Origin of the sequence: Mariniphaga sp. (genome assembly GCF_041687215.1) — a bacterium.
Lineage (GTDB): Bacteria > Bacteroidota > Bacteroidia > Bacteroidales > Prolixibacteraceae > Mariniphaga.
The window spans coordinates 14,308-36,564 of the sequence record NZ_JAWLCI010000026.1 but is presented as its reverse complement, the minus strand read 5'-3'; the positions used below and the strand labels follow the sequence as shown (position 1 = coordinate 36,564).

General features: G+C 44.3%; 11 protein-coding genes. All 11 read left to right on the top strand.

All coding sequences use genetic code 11. From position 1 onward, the window contains the following. Positions 1 to 208 precede the first annotated feature (208 nt). The 11 genes from ACESMA_RS10830 (at position 209) to ACESMA_RS10780 (ending at position 22,224) form a co-directional block, all read left to right on the top strand. Positions 209 to 3,478 (top strand): SusC/RagA family TonB-linked outer membrane protein, encoded by a 3,270-nt coding sequence (locus ACESMA_RS10830; RefSeq protein ID WP_372948830.1) that lies wholly within the window; start codon positions 209 to 211, stop codon positions 3,476 to 3,478. Positions 3,479 to 3,498: 20 nt separating this feature from the next. Beyond that, positions 3,499 to 5,094, top strand: coding sequence for a RagB/SusD family nutrient uptake outer membrane protein (locus ACESMA_RS10825; protein WP_372948829.1), 1,596 nt, complete (start codon positions 3,499 to 3,501; stop codon positions 5,092 to 5,094). Positions 5,095 to 5,214: 120 nt separating this feature from the next. After that, positions 5,215 to 7,419 carry a beta-galactosidase trimerization domain-containing protein gene (locus ACESMA_RS10820; RefSeq protein ID WP_372948828.1) on the top strand — a complete coding sequence of 735 codons (2,205 nt, stop codon included), beginning with the start codon at positions 5,215 to 5,217 and terminating at the stop codon, positions 7,417 to 7,419. A 61-nt stretch (positions 7,420 to 7,480) separates the two neighbouring features. After that, on the top strand, positions 7,481 to 9,607 hold the full coding sequence (locus tag ACESMA_RS10815; protein ID WP_372948827.1) for a beta-galactosidase: 2,127 nt from the start codon (positions 7,481 to 7,483) through the stop codon (positions 9,605 to 9,607). A gap of 191 nt (positions 9,608 to 9,798) precedes the next feature. Beyond that, on the top strand, positions 9,799 to 10,845 hold the full coding sequence (locus ACESMA_RS10810; protein ID WP_372948826.1) for a hypothetical protein: 1,047 nt from the start codon (positions 9,799 to 9,801) through the stop codon (positions 10,843 to 10,845). A gap of 2 nt (positions 10,846 to 10,847) precedes the next feature. Then, positions 10,848 to 12,425: an FAD-dependent oxidoreductase gene (locus tag ACESMA_RS10805; RefSeq protein ID WP_372948825.1), complete on the top strand. Its 1,578-nt coding sequence runs from the start codon at positions 10,848 to 10,850 to the stop codon at positions 12,423 to 12,425. 80 nt (positions 12,426 to 12,505) lie between these two features. Continuing rightward, entirely contained in the window at positions 12,506 to 13,180 is a 675-nt protein-coding gene (locus ACESMA_RS10800; RefSeq protein WP_372948824.1) for a D-lyxose/D-mannose family sugar isomerase, read from the top strand. A gap of 2 nt (positions 13,181 to 13,182) precedes the next feature. Then, on the top strand, positions 13,183 to 14,382 hold the full coding sequence (locus ACESMA_RS10795) for a carbohydrate kinase family protein (RefSeq protein WP_372948823.1): 1,200 nt from the start codon (positions 13,183 to 13,185) through the stop codon (positions 14,380 to 14,382). Next, a complete protein-coding gene (locus ACESMA_RS10790) occupies positions 14,379 to 15,569 on the top strand; it encodes a hypothetical protein (RefSeq protein ID WP_372948822.1) in 1,191 nt (396 codons plus the stop codon). The genes ACESMA_RS10795 and ACESMA_RS10790 overlap by 4 nt, the downstream gene beginning before the upstream one ends. Next, the gene (locus tag ACESMA_RS10785; RefSeq protein WP_372948821.1) at positions 15,566 to 17,803 is read left to right on the top strand and encodes a hypothetical protein; all 2,238 of its coding nucleotides are present in this window, start codon (positions 15,566 to 15,568) and stop codon (positions 17,801 to 17,803) included. Before ACESMA_RS10790 ends, ACESMA_RS10785 begins: the two co-directional genes overlap by 4 nt. Positions 17,804 to 17,994: 191 nt before the next feature. Next, positions 17,995 to 22,224 carry a two-component regulator propeller domain-containing protein gene (locus ACESMA_RS10780; RefSeq protein WP_372948820.1) on the top strand — a complete coding sequence of 1,410 codons (4,230 nt, stop codon included), beginning with the start codon at positions 17,995 to 17,997 and terminating at the stop codon, positions 22,222 to 22,224. Positions 22,225 to 22,257 lie beyond the last annotated feature (33 nt).

The following is a 22,257-nucleotide window of genomic DNA, read 5'->3' as shown; positions in this document are numbered from 1 at the left end:
TTAATAACCAGTGGGTAATTCTGCTAATAAAATCATGAAATGATTCCAAAATCCACCTTTCAGAATCCTCATTCCACTTTATAAAACCAGAAAAATCATCCATAAACAAATGATACCTGCTTTTGAGACGATATTCCCCACTACTTTTATTTTCAGTCTGTTTCTTTACCCTGCAAATTTTAATTTAAATTTTTAAACCTAATTAAGTATGAAAAAATTTCTGCTATTAAGTTTTTTTTCCTTCCTGATTTTTACTATTCAGGCTCAGGAAAGAAGTATTAACGGAAAAGTCACTTCAGCGGAGGACGGTTCACCCATTCCGGGAGTGACAATAATGGTAAAAGGAACCAGTCAGGGTACAATCACTGATATCGATGGAAATTTTAGCCTTTTGGTTCCTTCAAATGCCGAAAAACTGGTTTTCAGTTTTGTGGGGATGCTCACTCAGGAGGCAGATATTCAGAGCAACATGAATATCGCCATGAAACAAGATGTGGTGGGATTGGAAGAAGTTGTGGTTTTGGGTTATGGTACACGGAAAAAGCGAGATGTAATTGGGTCGGTAGCCCAGGTAACCGGGAAAGAAATCACATCATTGGCATCTCCATCGCTCGATGCTTCATTGCAGGGAACAGCCTCGGGGTTGCAGGTGTCCAGTTCGTCAGGTACTCCCGGCGCCATTGCAAGGGTTATGATTCGGGGGACAAACTCGCTTTCGTCTGCTACAGAACCGCTCTGGGTTATTGATGGAATTATTGTGGGTAGCAACCTGAATAACAGCAGCGCAATCAGTCAGTCCTCAGCCAGTTCAGTGGGTGTTTTGTCAACCATTAACCCGAATGATATTGAATCTGTTGAGGTATTGAAAGATGCTGCAGCAACAGCTATCTACGGACAGCGTGGTTCAAACGGTGTTATTATTATTACCACAAAAACCGGGCGACAGGGAGTTGCCGAATCCACTGTTTCTGTTTCAACAGGAGTTACCACATTAACCAGACATCCCGATGATTTCGGATTGGCCAATACCAACCGGTGGTTCGATATTATGGAAACTGCAAGGGCAAATTCGGGATTTACCCCCATTGAGTACGATCCGGTGGTTCACGGAAATGTAAACAGCATCGATAATTCAGTTACACTAAGCAGAGCACAGGCTCTGGCAACAAATGTGAACTGGTTTGACCAGATTTTAAGGACCGGCAATTACAAAGACGTCAATTTTTCAACCACCAACGGAACAGAAAAAGGGTCTTATTATTTGTCAGGAAATTACCGGAAAGACGAAAGTGTCATTAAAAACGGTTCGCTGGAGAGGTTTTCTGCCCGGTCGAATATGGATTTTGCCCTCACCGAAGATTTAAAACTGGATGGTCGTTTTAATTTTACATACATCAATAACCGGGCACGACCAGACGGTGGAGCGCCGGGAGGAAATAACAATACTGCAAGCGGCGGATTTTCACAAGCTTTAAGTACTCCACCGTGGATGCCTTTGTACGATCCCGAAAATCCTTCGGAACTTTGGAATACGCTTTCGGGCTACAACCTGGTGGCTTCCAACGACCCGGCCAATATCCGCACAGAGGCAATGAAATACAGAGTGCTGGGTGGCGCCGGTTTAACTTATAACCTTCCATGGGTACAGGGTTTATCCCTTAGAGGTGAAGCTTCTGTTGACCTGATGCACGACCACAGCATTTTCTGGTCGAATACCGTGGTAAGAAGGCAAAGTTCCTATGCTTTTGATGATAAAACACAATACAGACACCTGGCTTACAACATCAGAGCCAATTACGACCAAACCTTTGGCAACCACAACATCAGTCTGGTAGTGGGCAGCGAATCGGAAATGATTTCCACCGAAAGATCCTATATCGAAGGCGATCAATTGTCCGGCACAGCAAAACAGGTAGGAAATCCGGCCAATCCGCTTCGTATTGGAAGCTATTTTGGAGGAGAGGAATACCTGCGCGGATATTTTGGAAGAGGCAATTACAAGTTTATGGATAAATACCTGCTGGGCTTCAGTTTCCGTCGCGACGGAACTTCCAACTTCATTGAGGAAAACCGCTGGGGAACTTTTTCCGCATTTTCGGCCGGCTGGATTCTTTCTGATGAAGCTTTTATGGAAAATATTTCACAAATCAATTTCATGAAACTCAGGGGAAGTTTCGGACAAACCGGAAATGCAAATATTCCGGGAGGCCTGGATACACCGAGTTACCTAGACTGGATGCGCTATGGTGAGAGAAGTGCAGGGGTTGCCAAAGGAACTTCGTTTTCAGGTTTTGCTGTAAGAAGTGTTTCCTGGGAAACAACCAATTCGGTTGATTTCGGAATTGACTTTGGTATTTTTGAAAACAGGATAAACGGTTCAATTGCATACTACAATCAGATGGTTGAAGACATGCTGCTCTCCGTTCCCATTCCCATTTCATCTGGTATGTTTTCATGGGGAGAAGACGGATCGATATGGGCCAACATCGGAGACATGAAAAACTACGGTTTGGAATTCAATGTAAATACCATAAATGTGAATAAAAACGGATTCAAGTGGACTTCTGCGTTTAACATCACTACCAACAAAAACGAAATTCTGAAACTGAATCCGCAACTGGACGAACAGGGAGGCGGCATCATCAGCGGTATGACGGTTTCGAGAACCGGTGGAAGCCTGGGTGAATGGTACCTGAATGAATTTGCAGGAATTCATCCGGAATACGGTTACCCGCTGATTTACCAGGCTGATAACAACAAATTCATTAAAGACAATGAAGGGAATGATACCGAAGAGCTCAATCCGAACTACATGAAACGATACATCGATCCGGATACCGGAGATTATGTTATAATACCGGCTACAAACGGAAATACCAATACCAACCGCATCATCCACGAAGGAAAAACAGGTATGCCAACCTGGTTTGGCGGATTCAGCAACGCGCTTTCCTATAAAGGGTTGGAATTGTCGTTTACCTTTACTTTTGCCGGCGGAAATTACATTTACGACAATGTGACCAAAGCCCTTCATAGTGTGGGTGGAAATATGGTTAGCGATTTGAAAGGGAAAACATGGTCGGCCAACAACACAAATGCAAACCTGCCAGGTTTAACTGCCGACGAAAAATACGATTTATACGACGACAATGGTAATCTTATAAAAGAAAAGGAAAACTTTACGCCAAGACAAAATACCGATCAATACCTGGTAAAAGGAGATTACATCCGGCTCCGGACCCTTGGCTTGAATTATACTTTCAATAAGAGCGTGGTTGAAAAACTCAATTTGAAAGGATTGAATGCCTACATCTCAGCAAATAACATTTGGACATGGACCGCAGAATATGAAGGCTACGATCCTGAAGGCGTAAACCTTGATGGCAACCCTCAAAACAGAAACCTTACGCAAGGTGTAATGGGGTCGGGCCTACCTTCATTAAAATCGTACAACTTCGGTATTAACATCACATTTTAAAATCATTAAAAACTTGTCTTATGAAATCATATAAATATTTAATCATCTTTTTCCTGATTACAGCACTTGTAGCTTGTGAAAAGGACAGTGATCTGGGATTTTTCGACAGACAATATCCCCGTGAAGCGCCATGGCCGTCAGTCACTGATTTTGAAAATGCAGTCATAGGTTCATACTGGCTGTTAAGTGGAAACAATTCAGGTCGGAATCCGTTTGTGGCGCAACGTCTTACACTAGATGCCACTTCAGACGGACTTTACTATAATCCGAATTTTGGAACTGATGCCACCACCGGCGATTTGTATGAACGCCGCAGCGAACTGAACATTAGTTATCCTGATGCAACGTTCAATACCGGATATATGGCACTTGGTACACATACTGATGCCATCGGATTTATGGAATCGTATGAAAACAATAATCCCTACCCATTCGACATAAACAAAGACCAGGTTCCGCGCCAGGAAGGTGAGATACGTTTTTGCCGCGCCTTTACCTGGTGGATGATGTCCACCATGTTTGTTCCTATGTATGATCCCAGCGGGGCGAACGACACGAAGCGAATCCGCCTTTTGAATGAAATACCATCCGGTTTTGAAGAAGCCGTTAACGGCGAATTGGCAACCACCCAACAAATCTACGACATTATGGTGGCAGACCTTGAGCGGGCAATTGAAGTATTGCCTGAAAAATTTGAACAAGGTGTTCACCATCCGTCCTATCAATACGGGAGAGCCAACAAGTATGCAGCCATGTCTCTTTTAACACGGGTCTATTTTCAGATGAATGAATTTGAAAAAGCCCGTCAGCTTTGCGATAATATTATCAACTATGCCGAATCAACAGGCTACTATTCGCTTGACCATGAACCGGTTGAAGCATTCAATAAAGCTTACGGATTTGAGGGCGAAGGAACTGAAGTCATCTGGTTTTATCTGCAATACGAAGGGGATGGTGTTGGAAGCTGGAAGAACCAGTGGATTGCCGAAAGATTTTCGAAATGCAGAAGATATGGCGATAACCATGCCGGAAGAACGCTGACCTGCAGCGATTATTTCCTCGAAACCGTTGGCTGGCAGGACCCCGCAACAAAGGAGCCTACAGAGGAAGCCCTGGCAGATAAACGGTATAATCAGCTTTACCACCGCTACCTGGCCAACTCAAATATGCCTGCCGATTATGCAACTCCCAACGATGGAATTTATGAAACCCAATTTGCCACAACCCGTCCTTATGTTTGGGGAAACAAGTATTACCGTGATCCCAACAACCGTCTGGGAACAAACATTCCCATTTTCAGATTGCCGGAAATTTATCTAACCCGGTCAATCATCAGGTTAAAAGGAGGCGACCAGGCAGGAGCAGCTTCCGATTTAAATAAGGTTCGTGTAAGCAGAGGGTTGGAACCGCTGCAGAATGTGACTGAAAACGATATTCACAATGAGCGCTGGAAAGAACTCAATTTTGAAGGAGACAGGGTAACCTACCTGCGGGCATTGCGTATGGATGTTCCAAATGGTGACAGAGGTTCAGGTTCTTTGGCATGGAATTCGGAAAAATGGCTTTGGGCAGTTCCCAAACGTGAACAGGAATTAAACAAAGCCTACGATAACTAAATAGAAAATTCGGACTTTCGCCCGATTTTAAATAGTTTAGGTTAGTTATACAGGCTGTCAATCAGGGCAGCCTGTATTTAATTTAAATGAATTACTTTTAAACATCAAAAACCGATAAAAATGTTCAATACGATTACTCAATTTATGATGGTTGCAATCTTTGCTTTACGGATTGTGAACCCGGCATCAGCCCAACCAAATCACGACTTCCTCCATAATAAATACGATGCGCTGCACGATTCGCCAATGCAGCAAAAGTTCAGGCAAATTGCGCCCATGCCGTTCGGAGTGGTTTTTCTTCCCTGGGCCGGGTGCACTGAGGAAGATATGCGGCACCATTTCCGCATGATGAAAGAACTTGGTTTTACCAACCTCAAACAAACCATGGGTACACCCGAATGGCCGGAACATGAAACTTTGAGAATTGCCCTCGAAGAAGGCATTATCCCGTTTTGGTACGGTGAAGGCGGATGGGAAAATATTACATCTGAATTACTCAAGAAACTTGGTCTTTCGGAAAATATGAGTATCCTGGAAGCCCGTGAACACCCAAAAATGCTGGAATACCAAAAAGAAGTTTTATACAAACATCTGGAAGCATGGAAAAAAAATCCGGTTGAATATGACGATAAAGTCTATTTTCATGAACCCGATGCTTTTTTACGCCCCGAAGATGAGGCACCTTTTAAAGCATGGGTAAAGCAAAAGTATAGTTATGTTAAAGAACTGTCTGATGCCTGGAATCAATATGAAGTAGGTATCAAAGGTGAACCTTACAAAACATGGGATGATTTTGAAAACGATAACCTGGTAAAAACGATACCCGGTTCCGATGAAATTGTACCGTCGGCAGGCAGGGAATACGGGCAGGTGCGCGATATCCTCCGCTATAAAGCCGACATGAATATAGAATACCTGAAAGCGACAAAAGTATCAACCCACCCGGAACAGCCTGTAAGGGCAGGCGGTGAAATGGGTTTGTTCCTGCCGTTTGCCTCGCGTGGAACCGACATGGAAGGAATTGCCGAGCTAATGAAAGACCGCGGCTCTTTTTATCCCTCGATTCATCTCGCCTGGCATTTCGAGGAAGTGAATTACGAAGTAGCTCGAGCCATCTATATGCAGTCTTCCATAGCTACCGACTGGTTTAAAGGTGGCTGGGCATCCACATGGGAGAGCACTGGCGGACCACAGCAATTCAGCGGTGGCAAAGGCTGGGACCGCAAAGGACAGGAAGGAACACCCGGTTTTACCGTGAACTCCGGAACCATGACACAGTTGTTGCTGTCTTATCTGGCAGGTGGTTTTAAAGGCGTCGGCCTTTGGGCATGGAATTACCGCCGGGCAGGTTGGGAGTCGGGAGAATACGCGCTGCTGAACCGCCAGAACGAACCTTCGGAAAGAGCCATCCGCGCCGGCCAAATTGCCAAAGCGGCCGACAAGTACCGCGATGAAATTTGGAGCGCACATAAGGAGCCCATCGTTGGTGTTTTCGTGAACTGGGACAATGAGGCAATTTGGTCAGGGGTAGCCGGTCCCGGACGTACTCATTTTAAAAACTACCCCGTGCAGGCAAGAATTGGAATCAGCCGGGCACTTATCAATGCTAATATTCCCTGGGAACATGTAACCCCATCCGATTTGGAAGCTGGTTTGGGACCGCGCTATCAAGTAATTTATATGCCTGCGCAGGCCGCCATAAACAAGGAACTTTTTCCTCTTTTTGAGGAATATATCAAACAGGGCGGGCGGCTGGTAATCGATGCCCCCGGTGGCTGGTGGACAGAACACGGGAAAGTGCTTGATACCGGAATTGGTTCGGCATTTGAACGAATTTTCGGTGCAACCATTGCCGATTTTCAGTACTCCAATAATGTTGTCTGGAAAATTGGGGAACATGTATTGGATGGCTTTGTGATGGACATTCAACCCACTTCAGCAAAAGTGATTGAACATTTCCAAAACGGCAAGCCATCAGTTACTGAAAATAAACTTGGAAAAGGAACAGCCGTTATTCTGGGTGCCGATGCTGCTTTCTCCATGAAATCACCCGGAAATGATTTTATGGAAAACTGGACGTTGAAACATACACTCAACGGAAAAGAATCGCCTTACTCCTGTCCGAACTCGATTGTTTACCGGCTGGCTGCTCACGATGCCGACCACTATTTCTTTATCAACGACGATGAACCCAAAGTTACTTCGCTAACATTTTCCGGTTTCCGTTACCATTCGTTCACCGATGCAGTAACTGGCGAAACTATCGATCCTTCCGCCATTGAACTGGAAGGATACAGTGGCCGGTGGATAAGGTGTAAAAAATAGTATGGCTGGCGGAATTAAATTTTTACAAAAAATACTCTTCATAATTTGAAGGAGAAAACGAATGAAAACATTTGAAAAAAACTGCAAAAAGAATGTTCTGATTATTGGGCTAATTTTCTTTTTTGTATCTAATTATGCCCAAAACAACGAACAATTTTTCACCGGAAAAGGAAATATGCCCGTCGGTACTTATTATTACCCCGAACACTGGCCGCACGAACAGTGGGACCGCGATTTAAATCAAATGGCTGACCTGGGTTTCGAATTTACCCACTTTGCAGAGTTTGCCTGGGCCCGGCTGGAACCCGAAGAAGGGAAATTTGATTTCGAATGGCTCGACTGGTGCTTGGCTGAGGCTGCAAAAAACGGATTAAAAGTGATTATGTGCACCCCGTCGCCCTGCCCACCCGCCTGGCTTACCGAAAAATATCCGGAAGTACTGAATGTAAACGAAAACGGAATCCGTTCGGCACCCAACGGAAACCGGCTTCATGCCAACCAGCGCCACCCGGAATATCGAAAATACATCGAACGCATCGTTACCAAAATGGCCGAACGATACGGGAACGATGAACGGATTTGGGGATGGCAAATCGACAACGAACCTCACATTGGCACCATTTACGACTACTCGGCATTTGCACAGGACGATTTCAAAAGTTGGCTAAAAGAAAAGTATAACTACGATATTTCCTTACTGAACCAGGCCTGGGGAGCGGCATTCTGGAGCAGCACCTTTAACCATTTTGGCCAAATCCGGATTCCCAATGCCGTTGAGTCGTCAACCAATCCACATGCAATTCTCGATTTTAAACGCTACACTGCCGATGCCCTGGCCGAATCGGTAAGATTTCAAGCTCAACTGCTCCGAAAACTTATTTCGTCCAACCAATGGATTACCACCAACTTTGCCTATTATAAATTTCTGCCGCCGGTTGACCCGTTCCGTAACCGGGGTGACCTCGACTTTGCCTCGCATACCATGTATCTGCTCAGTACTTTTCTGAACTATCCGGAGGGTGATTTAAATTTCCGGCTTGGCAGCGGCCTCGAGCTCTCATTCAGCAACGAGTTGGCGCGTTCGGTGGAAGGAGTTACCGGTATAATGGAATTACAGCCCGGACAAATTAACTGGGGGCAATACAATGCCCAGCCGCTGCCGGGTGCAGTGCGCATGTGGATTTGGCATAGCTTCGGACTGGGAGATAAATTTGTTTGTACTTACCGTTTTCGGCAACCCCTTTTCGGAAGTGAACAAACCCACAAGGGAATTATGGAAACAAATGGGACCACCGTTGCCCGTGGTGGAAAAGAATACGTTCAGGCCATTGCCGAAATCAAAGAACTTCAGGAAAAATATAAAGCTTCAATAACAGTACCTGCATCGCTGCTTTCACGAAAAACCGCATTTTTGTGGAAAATGGATAACTTATGGGAGATGGAAGCTAGTCCACATTCACAGGCATGGGACACCTGGCAGCACTGGTACACCTATTATTCTGCACTCAAAACAATGGGCGCACCGGTTCATTTTTTTCAGGAAAACGACAATTTTGACCCAACGGAATACCCGTTTATGGTTGCGCCTGCCCACTCGATGGTGGATGCAGGTTTGGTAAAAAAATGGCAAAGATACGTTGAAAAAGGCGGCAACCTGATTTTAAGCTGCCGGGCCGGGCAGAAAGACAATAACGGCCATTTTCATGAAACGCTGTTGCAGCAACCAATTTGGGATCTGATTGGGGCAAAAATTGAAGACAACGACCAGCTGCCGTCCCGGATAAAAGGGAAAGTAAAAACAAATAAAACGGAACACTCCTGGAACGTTTGGGGAGAATGGCTTTCACCTTACCACGAAACCGAAACCCTTGCCACTTACGCGGATCAGTTTTATGCAGAAACACCCGCCGTAATCTCCCGGAAACTGGGAAAAGGAACAGTAACTTACGTGGGTGCCTGGAGCGAAAATGGAACGCTCGAAAAAGAAATTCTTCGAAATATTTATCAAAATGCTGGTGCTGAAATCCTTAACCTGCCCGAATACGTTTTTGTGGAATGGCGTGATGGATACTGGGTGGGAGTGAATTACACCTCGGAAACATCAAGTTTACCCATCCCGGAAAATACCCAACTGATTTTCGGTGAAAGAGAGATTCAACCCGGAGGGGTAAGTGTTTGGATGGAATGAGAACATACGAAATCCATAAACCTTCAAGATTTGAACGATGAATAAAACGAAAAATGCTAAAACAAAGAATACTTAACCCAATGATGTTTTTAAAAAACCTTTTAGGCTGTAAAAACCGGTCAGGTCTGGTTATCAATGGAATAATCCTGATTGTTTCCTTCTGTTCCTGCCACCAAACAAAACGGGAAAGTATGGGTGATTCGACAGGCCGGGATACCATTCAAATTCTTAAAAACGATTTGGTTACAATTAATGTCAGCCTTTGGGGCGGAGCGCTAACTTCATTATCATTGAACAATCAAAATCTGAATCCACTTGATTGGCAGTTGACACCTGAAGAGATGCCTGTAAACAACAGGAGCGGAGCGCCTTTCCAGGGACACTTTCTCTGTTTTGGGCGGTGGGGCGGCCCAACTCCGGGAGAAATTGCTGCCGGTATTCCGCACAATGGCGAGCCGGCAAATCAATGGTGGAAACTGGAGGATGTTTCAAAAGCAGGAGTCTTGAAAATGTCATTCACAGCGCCACTTGAAAACTGGCAAATTGAACGAACCATCAGGTTGGTGGAAAACCAATCCTGTTTTACAGTGGAAGAAACATTTTTTAATCCGGAGAAATCCGGGCGTTTTACTGCCGTTGTGCAACATGCTACTCTGGGAGGCGAATTTCTGAATGAAAACACTGTTGTAAACAGCAATGCCGGCGAAGGTTTCAATCAGGCGCTCATATCCCGTTCACTGGATGAATATGCATACTCCTGGCCTGATGGGTACTCTGATACGTTGCAAAACAAAATCGACATGAGACGTTCCGGCTATTCCGATGAATTTGTAACCACACACATCATAAACGATACTATTGGATGGGTAACGGCTGCTACTCCAGATAAAAACCTGCTGGTTGGTTATGTTTGGAAAACCTCTGATTACCCGTGGCTCCATATCTGGCACGGTACAAAAAACGGGAAAGTATGGGCCAAAGGACTCGAGTTTGGAACCACCGGACTTGGCGATACCTTTTCACCGCAGGAACGATTAACCCATTCATTTAAAGGAAGAGAAAATTCCTTTTTTGTGGATGCCGTTTCTGGCGTTACCAAACGCTACACCTGTTTTTTGCTGCCTGTAGAAAATGACTTTATTGAAACAAAACAGATTGTTTTTGATGGCCGGGAAATGGAAATGATTTATCTTTCAAAAACCGGAATTCAATCGATAAAAAAACAAATAAATTTTTGAAAATGCTAAATCGAAACATTTTCATTTGCCTGTCTGTACTTCTAATGACAATTTTAGGATGTAAAAACTCCAAAAATCAAAAACCCGGTTACAAGGTTGATGTTTGTGTTTATGGAGGCACATCAGCCGGAGTTATTGCAGCATACAAAATTAAAATGAGCGGCAAATCCGTTCTGTTAATTGAACCGGGCCGAAACCTCGGGGGACTTTCGTCTGGCGGACTGGGAGCCACCGACATTGGCGACGAAAAAGCGGTGGGAGGTTTGGCGCGCGATTACTACCTGCGGCTTGGAAAAAAATACGAACTGAAAGATGTAGCGTGGCATTTCGAACCTAAAGTGGCAGAAGAAGTTTTTAACGACTATATCAGCGAAGCAGGTATTGAAGTCCTGTTTGACTACAGTGTTATCGGGGTTGAAAAAAACAATACGGAAATCCATACAATCCGTTTACACGATTATGAGCACGACAAACCGGATATTACAGTTGCGGCAAAAATGTTTATCGACTGCAGTTACGAGGGCGATTTGATGGCCCTTGCCGGAGTGAGCTATACCATTGGCAGGGAACCAAACAGCCAATATGGAGAATCCTGGAACGGAGTGCAGATAAGCCGCGACAACCAGGTTCCCAAAGGAATTGACCCGTATATTGTCCCTGGTGACAGCACCAGCGGACTAATCCGGGGAGTAAGCCCCGTGCCGGTAAAAGAACAGGGAAGCGGCGACAAAAAAATACAGGCTTACTGCTACAGGCTCTGCATGACAACCGACCCGGAAAACATGATTCCGGTTACCAAGCCCGATAATTACGACCCGGCACATTATGAAGTATTGAGACGTATCATTCAGCAACGGGATTCCATGGGTTGGGTTCAGCGGATATGGCAACTTTACCTGCGTATTATTGAAATGCCCAATAATAAAACCGACATCAACAACAAGGGTGGATTTTCGCTCGATATGATTGGCGAAAACTGGGATTACCCGGAAGCAGGGTACTGGGAAAGAAAAGAAATAGCCAAACGGATTGAAGATTACAACAGGGGAATCATTTACTTTTTGGGTCACGACCCGGCTGTGCCCGACCATGTGAAAGAGCAGATGCTGCAGTATGGCTGGCCCAAAGATGAATTTACGGGAAATAATCACTTTCCGCACCAGTTGTATATCAGGGAATCGAGGCGTATGATTGGCGAACTGGTTATGACCGAGCACCATTGCATGTCGGAAGAAACAGTGAAAGATTGCATCGCCCGGGGCTCCTACAACATGGATTCACACAACTGCGACAGGCACGTTATCAATGGCATGGTGGTTAACGAGGGGGATGTGCAAATTAAAGTCCCTGAACCTTACGATATTTCCTATCGGGCGATTTTACCAAAACGGGATGAATGCACCAATTTACTGGTACCGGTTTGTTTGTCGGCATCGCATATTGCCTATGGCTCCATCCGAATGGAACCGGTTTTTATGATGCTGGGCGAAGCAGCCGGTCTGGCAACAGCTTATGCGATTGAAAATAAATTGCAGTTGCATGATTTGGGAAAAGATTATCTCATTCTTTTAAACAATTGATTGCAAATTATTTGCAATTTTTAGAATACAAAGATTATTTTTAGATTTTGGAATGAACTTTTATCAAAATATTTAAACAAATGAAACGCAGTGAAATCAACCAACTTATTCAGCAATCGAAAGATTTTTTCCGGAAAATGAATTTTTATTTGCCGCCCTGGGCATTCTGGAAACCACAGGATTGGAAAGGGAAATACAACACCTGCTCCGAAATTGTGGATAACATGCTGGGCTGGGACCTGACCGATTTTGGCAGCGGCGATTTCCACCGGCGTGGCCTCATTCTGTTTACCATACGTAACGGCAACATCAAAAAAGATAAAAAACCGTATGCCGAAAAGGTGATGATTGTGGAAGGGATGCAGGAAACGCCCATGCACTTTCACTGGAGCAAAATGGAGGACATCATTAACCGGGGTGGTGGAAACCTGGTCATTGAATTGTTTGCCTCCGACGAAAATGAGCAGCTTTCGGATAAACCGTTTACCGTAAAAACTGATGGCGTGATGCGCAACCTGAATGCCGGCGACAAAATCATACTCACTCCTGGCGAAAGCATTTGCCTCCAACAGGGCCTTTATCATCGTTTTTACGGCGAATCGGGCAAGGGAAAAGTTTTGGTGGGAGAAGTGAGTGCCGTTAACGACGACAATACCGACAACCGGTTTAATCAGCCGGTAGGCCGTTTCCCCGAAATAGAGGAAGATGAAACGCCCCTGCATCTGCTGGTTTCCGATTACCCAAACTACCTGTAGCAATGGCAAACAAGAAATTTATCATTTCCGGAACCGGTTGCGCGCTGGCTGATTTTCTTTACACGAATGTGTCGTTTCATTCACCGGCATTTGAAAAATACCGTTCCCAAAAACCGGGTGACGGCGGACTGAGTCCTGGTAAGCTGGTGTTTACGGAGGAACTGGAACAGTTCGCAAAAGTTCCTTACTCGCAAATTCTGAATGAATTAACCAAAGGAAGCCGGGCTGCTTCGTTTAATATTGGCGGGCCGTCTCTGGTTTCGCTCATTCATGCTGCTCAAATGCTGGAGCAGGATGATGATTTTGAAGTAAAGTTTATAGGCATATCGGGAAAGGATGAAACTTCAGATAAAATCAGGCAACTGCTGAAAGAAACACCGGTGGATTTTTCAGAATACCTCGCTGAAAGCAAAAAGCCCACACCTTTTACCCACGTACTTTCGGATCCTGAATTCGACAACGGTCATGGCGAACGCACTTTTATCAACAACATTGGCGCTGCATGGGATTTAACCCCGGAGTTTTTGCCCGGTTCTTTTCTCGCATCGGATATGGTTTGTTTGGGTGGAACAGCCATCACACCCCACCTGCACGACAACCTGCATGTATTGCTGGAAAAAGCCAAAAGCAAAGGTGCTTTTACCCTGGTCAACACGGTTTTTGATTTCCGGAATGAAAAACAAAACCCGGAAAAACCCTGGCCGGTTGGCGATTCAGAATGGAGTTTTCCGAACATCGACATTTTGATTATGGATAAGGAAGAAGCGCTGAAAATCAGTGGAAAACCGACTGTTTCAAAAGCAACTGATTTTTTTACAGCCAAAACTTCTGCGTTTGTTATTACACAAGGTGCTGAGCCCGTTTTTTTTTATTCCGATGGAAAAGTTTTCGACAGAGAAAGCGGAAGTTTGAAAGTTTCAAACGTGGTTACCCAAAAAATCAGGAATAGAGAATACGAAGGCGACACCACCGGCTGCGGCGATAACTTTGTGGGTGGCGTAATTGCATCGGTCGCAAAGCAAATGCAACAAAATCCGCAGAAAAAAATTAGCCTGAAAGAAGCTGTTGTTTCCGGCATTTGTTCCGGTGGGTTTGCCTGCTCCTACCACGGCGGAACCTGGTTTGAAAATACACCGGGAGAAAAAAAACGGGAAATTGAAAATCTGATTGGAGCGTATTACAAACAACGGAGACACAAATGAAAAAGCTGGTGCTTTTCGGGGCAGGGAAAATAGGTCGTTCATTTATTGGCCAGTTGTTTTCGGCTGATGGTTTCGAGGTAATTTTCGTGGATGTTTACAAACCGGTAATCGACGAACTCAACCGTCGCAGGGAATATAAAGTTGTGATAAAAAGTGAGTCTGATTCGGTTATTTTCGTGAAAAATGTGAGGGGAATTTTGGCCGGAGATGAAACTTCTGTAATCAATGAAATTTGTGAAGCGGATATTATGGCAACGGCGGTCGGCCAAAACGGATTGCCGGGAGTTTTTCCTCTTTTAGCCAAAGGCTTGGAAAACCGATATCAGAAGCATTCGGATAAACCGCTCGACATCATCATGGCCGAAAACCTTCGGAATGCAGCAACCTATTTTGAAAAAGAACTGAAAAAGGTGCTGTCACCCACTTATCCTTTTCAGAAATTGGTTGGTCTGGTGGAAACCAGCATCGGCAAAATGGTTCCGATTATGACCCAAAAAGATATGGAAGAAGACCAGCTTCAGGTTTTTGCTGAACCCTACAACACACTCATTCTCCATAAAAAAGCGTTTAAAAATCCGATACCCAAAATTGCAGGGCTGGCACCCAAAGAAAACATTCAAGCCTGGGTTGACCGGAAACTGTTCATCCATAACCTGGGCCATGCTGTCGCAGCATATTTGGGATACCTTTACAATCTTCAATTCGTTTATTTATGGGAAGCCCTGGAAGTACCTGAAATTTACAATGAAGTGAAAGCCACTATGCAGCAGTCGGCCAATGCACTAATAAAAAAATATCCGGATGATTTTACTTCAGCATCGTTGGATGCACACATGAACGATTTGCTCTCCCGTTTTCAAAACCGGGCCCTTGGCGACACCATTTTCAGGGTTGGCTGCGACCTGCCAAGGAAACTGGGACCAAACGACCGACTGGTTGGGGCAATCCGGCTGGCGCAGGAAATGAATGTACCCTACGATAAAATATTGGTTGCACTTATTTACGGCTGCCGGTTTAGGGCAACCGATGAAAAAGGAAAAATGCATCCGGCAGATGAAAACTTTTCGCAATTATACCAAACGGGTTTGAAAAATGTGTTGGCCAAAATTTGTACGTTTGATATAATAACGGACAGCGGATTGATTGAAGAAGCAGAAAGGATTGAAAAAAGACTATTGACAAAATGAAGAATAATCGTTGCTTAAAAATCATATTTTTTGTGCTTGCGGGAATAATTTTTTCTGAAGAATCGGGTGGCCAAAACAATTGGGATTGCTCCACCTATCCCGACGAAGCAGGGTTTCAGCAAAGAATGGCGCCTATGCCTGAACGCATTGCCGCACTTGATTTTGGCCAACGTTCGCTGGCAATTTCCAAATGTCCCGACACTGGCCTGTCGGTAAAAACATGGGCGATGGAAGGAGAAACCATCATTTCGCCCTTTACTGGTCGTACTTATAAACAAGGACCTACCGGCTATTTTGGACCCAAAGCTCGCAACGAAAAAGGCGAAATCACGGCCTTTGGCGGAGACCCGCTGAAATATGATCTTCCTCTTGCAACGGCGGCTCTTTTGTTAAACCAGGATTCGGAGCGTGCCAAAGCTTTTCTGGGCATCCCCGGGAACCTGCGCCAGCAATACCATTTTGCCTGCAAAAACTGGGCGCGGTTTTATCCGTTGCTTGCTGACAAAATGGGCGATGAATGGAAAAGCAAATTCTTTCATTGGGTTGGCAGTTATTCCGAATCGCGCAGGCCTTCCGACGGCGGAGATGAGTGGCTCGACCTTTCCAAAAACCACAACCTGGTTGGGGAACCGGGCGAACTGCTGGGCGGCAATACCATCGACGGAGGGACTGAAAACCACAAAACCATGTGGCGTACATCCGCTTTGTTGTATGCACAACTGTTTCCCGATTCGGCAAAAATTTCGGGTTATTCAACAGAAGAAACCGAAAAACTGACGAAAGAAATGTTGGTGGATTTTGCGAAACGAATTCTGCAAACCGGAAACGGTGAATACGATTCACAGGTGTATTACCCGCACAGCATCGAAGGATTTTTGAATTTGTACGACTTTTCGCCCGACGAAGAAACCCGGCAACTTGCCAAATTCCTGCTCGATTATTATTTTGCCACTTACGGATTAAAGGTAATTGACGGCACCATTGCCGGGGCACAAAAACGGGGCTACCTGGCGCAAAACAAACCGGGCGAAATGGAAATCATGCAGTGGGCATTTTTCAACCACACTTCCCGAAAAATGGATGATGTGCATACGCAAATTCAGCAAACCACCACTTCCTACCGTCCCAACAAAATAATATGCGATATCACCACCAAAAACATTCCTTTGCCGTTTGAGGCAAAAATAAGCCGGCCGTTTTACCACATGGATCGCGCACATGCCTTTGCCGAAACATTCTACTGTTCCAACACCTACGCGATGGGAAATATTCAAATGACCATTGTTGATAATCCGAACCAGCAGATGGTTTGGTCGCTGGTGGTAGAGGGAACCGATAGCCCGCTGTGTTTTAGCGGCGGACACCCCATGCGCAGAAGCACCTCAGGACACAGCCCATACACACAAACGCTGCATTCAAAAGGAACACTGATTCTGTTAACCGCACCAACAAAAAACATACCGGGTGCCGACACGGTGATTGCACCGCTGCATTCAAAAATTGTACGCGCCAATTTGTGGCATCTTCCTGAAACTGAGCAAGGGGAAGATTTTGAATTGAAAAACCGGCAAAAATATGGTAAAAAGCCGCTTAAACCTGTGGAGCCAATCAGTGGGGAAAAAGCAGAAGATTTTCAGCAATTCTGGGAAAACAATCAGGGTGCTACCTGCTCGTGGTTTTATTATCCGATTAAACTCAGACCGGTTAAAAAAGAAGGCATTTGGCTGATGGAAGCAAACCAAACGTTTGTTGCCGTAATTCCACTGACTGAAAAATCGGAGAAAATTGCCCCAGCTAAAGATATGGTGAAAAAAATGGATGGAAGTGCAGCCCGGTTTTTCAGTGATTATCACCTGCTCCACTTTCCAGGTGAAATTTCCGGATACATTATCGAAACCGGAGAAAAAGAAAAGTTTGGAACTCTTGAGAATTTTCACGCCTTTCTGGAAAAAAATACGAAAATCAAATTTTCAAACCGAGTAAAAAATCCGGAGGTGGAATACACCAGCATAGCCGGAGAAAAATTAAAAATGAGATATATTCCGGAGAAACTGCGTTGCGAAGCCGAAATCAACGATAAAAAAATCAACTGGGACAACTTTACCGGAGGTGCTGTTTATGACTCTCCTTTTGTGAATGTAAAAAATGGCAAAATGGAAATCAGCAAGGGCATGCAGGGGTATTCGGTTAAATTTGAAAATGATGTACCCGTGTGGAAAGAAATTAAAGAATAAATATCAAAACAATAAGCAATAGCAAAATCACTATATTTATAATGACTTCAATTAGGTTAAATTTGAATTTTATTTTTTTCATCGGGCTTGTTAATTTTGAACAAAGCTAAGCTGAAATAACCACGCCCTTTTGTAATGGTGTGTCAAAAACAGGGAAAATTGTATATTGTACGTTTACTATGAACCGAAAATTGAAACATATTTTATTCCTCCCAATAATAGCTTTTGTAGTTCATGCAAATGCCCAGGAAATTGTTTTTGAACACATTACCACAGGAGAAGGACTATCGCAAAGCACGGTAAATGCCATTCTTCAGGACCGGCGTGGATTTATGTGGTTCGGCACCAACGACGGCCTTGATAAATACGACGGGTACATCATCGAACGATTCAGTCATGAAAAAGACAACATCAATAGTCTGAGCAAAAATGCCATTTTATCGCTTTACGAAGACAAAGGCGGAATGCTTTGGATTGGCACTTATGGTGGCGGTTTGAACTGCTTCGACTTCGAAACGCAACAATTCACCCACTTTTTGCAAAATCCTTCAAAACCATTTTCCATTTCCAACAACCAGGTTTTCGAAATATTTGAAGATTCGGAAGGCATTTTTTGGCTGGGAACCGAACAGGGCGTGGACCGTTTTATTAAAGACGAATCAAAATTTGAAAGCGTGGATTTGCAGGCTGGTATTCCTTTCGGAAAAACAGAAGCCATTGCAGAAGACAGGCTGGGTGATATCTGGATTGCCGGAGGAAATGGCCTTTTCAGGTACAGCAGACTCTACAAATCTTTTCGGCAGGTTCCGCTTTTCGTAAATTCTTCGGTTCCAATCCCCGGAAATTTTGTTTGGGAAGTTTTTGTTGACCGAAGAGGTGATTTGTGGGTAGGTTCTTTGTGGGGGCTGTCGAAATTTGATTATACATCCGGGGAATTTAAGCATTTCAGACCGGAAGGCTGGCCCGAATTTCCGGGAAGAAATTTTCATGTGCGAAATATTTACGAAGACCGCCAAAACAACTTATGGATTGGCACCGATGGAGCCGGGATTTTGCTTTTTAACCGGCAGATCGAAAGCTTCTCAAAAGTGCACGGAAACAAAAATCAATCGGGTAGCTTTTCAGACAATGTGGTCACCTCCATTTTTGAAGACCGAACCGGAAATTTGTGGTTCGGAACATTCAAAAGCGGAATCAATAAAATTGACCGGCTCTCCAAAAAGTTCCAAACTTTCAGACACGAACAGCACAATCCCAACTCGTTGCCCAAAAGCGATATAAAAGCCGTTTATCAGGACGAATCGCTTGCTGTGTGGGTGGGCACTGAAAAAGGCGGGTTAAGTAAATTAGACCGAAATTCAGGAAAAATTACAACCTGGGATAACAACCCCGCAGATGAAACCAGCCTGCCAGACAATGTGGTACTTTCGATTGTTAAAGGAGCCGGAAAAAAACTTTGGATAGGCACGTTTAGCGGCGGGTTGTCGCGTTTTGATCCCTCAAACGGAAAATTTGAACGAATGCCGGAGATTATTGCTCCTTCAGGAGAAAAAAGCAATGTAGTCTGGACCATTTACCCCGATATTTTGCAAAAATTGTGGATTGGCACCTGGGGATCCGGCCTTCACCTTTTCGACCCAAAAACACGGGAATATGAATATTTCGACATCACCGAAAAGGGAACAAAAAGCAACAATTCGGTTTTATCCATTTGCCGCGATTACCAGGGTTTTATTTGGGTGGGAACTTACGGTGACGGCCTGAAACGAGTGAATCCGTTAACCAAAGAAGTAACACACTTCAGAAGAAACGATGAAAATCCGGCCAGCCTTATCGACAATCTGGTGCATGTGGTTTTTGAGGATAAAAACAGAAACCTTTGGGTGGGTACCAAAGACGGACTGGACCGGTTCGACCGCCAAACGGAACAATTTATTCATTACAGCACCCTCGACGGACTTCCCAATAATGTGATAAACGGCATTTTGCAGGATGATGAAAACAACCTTTGGATTAGTACCAACAAAGGATTGGCGAAGTTTAATCCCGGAACCGGGGAATTCAGGAATTACAATATTCACGATGGTTTGCATGGAAACGAATTTAACCGCGGCGTTTGTTTTGCCGCGCCCAACGGTGATTTTCTTTTTGGCGGTGTTAACGGCCTCAATATTTTCAATCCTGCTGAAATTCAGGACAATCCTTTTATTCCCAACGTGGTAATTACCGGAATGAAAATTAAAAATGCACCCGTCTCACTAGGTGATAAAAAAAATATTCTGGACAAACACATATCTGCAACGAAAGAAATTGTGCTGCCTTACGACTTTTCAGTGTTAACCTTTGAATTTGTGGCACTCAATTTTACGAAATCAGAAAAAAACCAGTATGCTTATTTTCTTGAAAATTACGATGAAGATTGGCGTTATGTGAATGACCAGCGAACCGCAACCTACACCAACCTGAACCCCGGGGAATATGAGTTTTTTGTGAAAGGTTCAAACAACGACGGACTTTGGAATGAGCAGGGCACATCGGTGAAGCTGACTGTGCTTCCTCCTTACTGGAAAACCTGGTGGTTCCGGGCCATCATTGTATTTCTTATCTGGGGCGGATTTACCGTACTGTTTATGATTCGGACCCGGATGATCAAGCATCAGAAAATGGAACTGGAAAAACTGGTGGCCGAACGCACCCGCGAATTGCAGTTGCAAAAATCGAAAGTGGAATCGAAAAACCTGGAGCTGGAAAAACAAAAACAGGAAATTCTGTTTCAGCGCGACCAGGTGGAACTGATGACGCAAAAAGTGCACGAAGCCGACCAAATGAAACTTCGGTTTTTTACCAACATTTCACACGAGTTTCGCACCCCGCTGACACTAATCCTCGGGCCGGTAGAAAAAATGCTGAACAGCAGCATAAAGGACGAAATCCAGGAACAACTTTCACTGATTCACCGCAATGCGCTGCGCCTGTTGAGGTTGGTTAACGAAATTATGGATTTCCGAAAAATTGAAACCGGCCGCATGAAGCTTCGGGTTACAAACAACGACCTTTCTGTATTTGTACACGATATTTATTTCAGTTTTAACGAACTGGCCAAACGTCAGAAAATCAATTATTCTTTCAATTGCAAAAAACCGGAAGTTACCGGTTGGTTCGACCGCGACAAAGTGGAAAAAATCCTGTTCAACCTCATCTCCAACGCGTTCAAATTCACTCCACCCGGAGGAAAAATCTCCATTTTTGTGGATGCAGAAGAACGTTTTACAAAAGCGAGTTCTTTTCCAAAAAAATATGGTGTTTTTTCTGTTTCCGACAATGGCAGGGGAATTTCAAAAGAAAACATGGAGCGTATATTCGACCGTTTTTACCAGGTGGAAGGAAACAGTTCGCAAGTTTGGCAGGGCAGCGGCGTGGGACTTTCCCTTACCAAAAACCTGGTGGATATTCATTACGGCGATATCCAGGTGAAAAGCGAAAAATGGCAGGGAACAACATTTACCGTGGCCATTCCCATTGAAAAAGAAAACTACGAAGCCAATGAAATTGTGGACAGCATTTATGCCGAAAACAACTTTATTGCGCCGCTTAATACCCTGGAAGACTGGAAAGAAATAAAGAACGAAAAGGAAGAATTTCCAGGCGATCAAAAAAAACCTACAGTTTTAATAGTGGAAGACAATTCCGACGTAAGGCTTTATATTACAGAGGAAATTAAAAATGAATACCACATCCTGGAGGCGGAAAACGGGAAGGAAGCCCTTGTGCTGGCTAAAAAAAGTAACATCGACCTCATTGTCAGCGATATTATGATGCCGGAAATGGACGGACTTGAGTTGTGTCAACAAATCAAAAGTAACCTCGAAACCAGTCACATTCCAATCATTTTACTAACCGCCCGTACCACCGACGATTACAAGCTGAAAGGCCTTGAGATTGGCGCCGACGATTATGTTTTCAAACCGTTTAATGCCACCATACTTTCGGCCCGGATAAAAAACCTGATTGACACCCGCAAACTCCTGAAACAGCGGTTTAGCAAAGAACTTTCCATTACACCTAAAGAGGTAACAGTTACTTCACCTGATGAAAAATTCCTGACAAAAGCGCTTGAAATTGTAGAACAATACATTTCCGATTCCGGTTTTAATGTTGACCGGCTGGTGGAAGAAATCGGAATGAGCCGCTCGGTTTTTTACAGGAAACTGAAAAACCTAACCGGCCAAAGTGCCAACGATTTTATAAAAATTATCAGGCTGAAACGTGCTGCACAAATTTTAAGGCAGAATAAACTCACCATTTCAGAAGTGTCTTACGAAGTAGGCTTCAATGATCCGCAATATTTCAGCAAATGCTTTAACAAACAATTTGGGAAAACTCCGTCACAGTTTGTGGCCGAAACGGCCTCCATGAATTAATCTCGCGGATGGCGCGAAATTCAAATCGCAAAG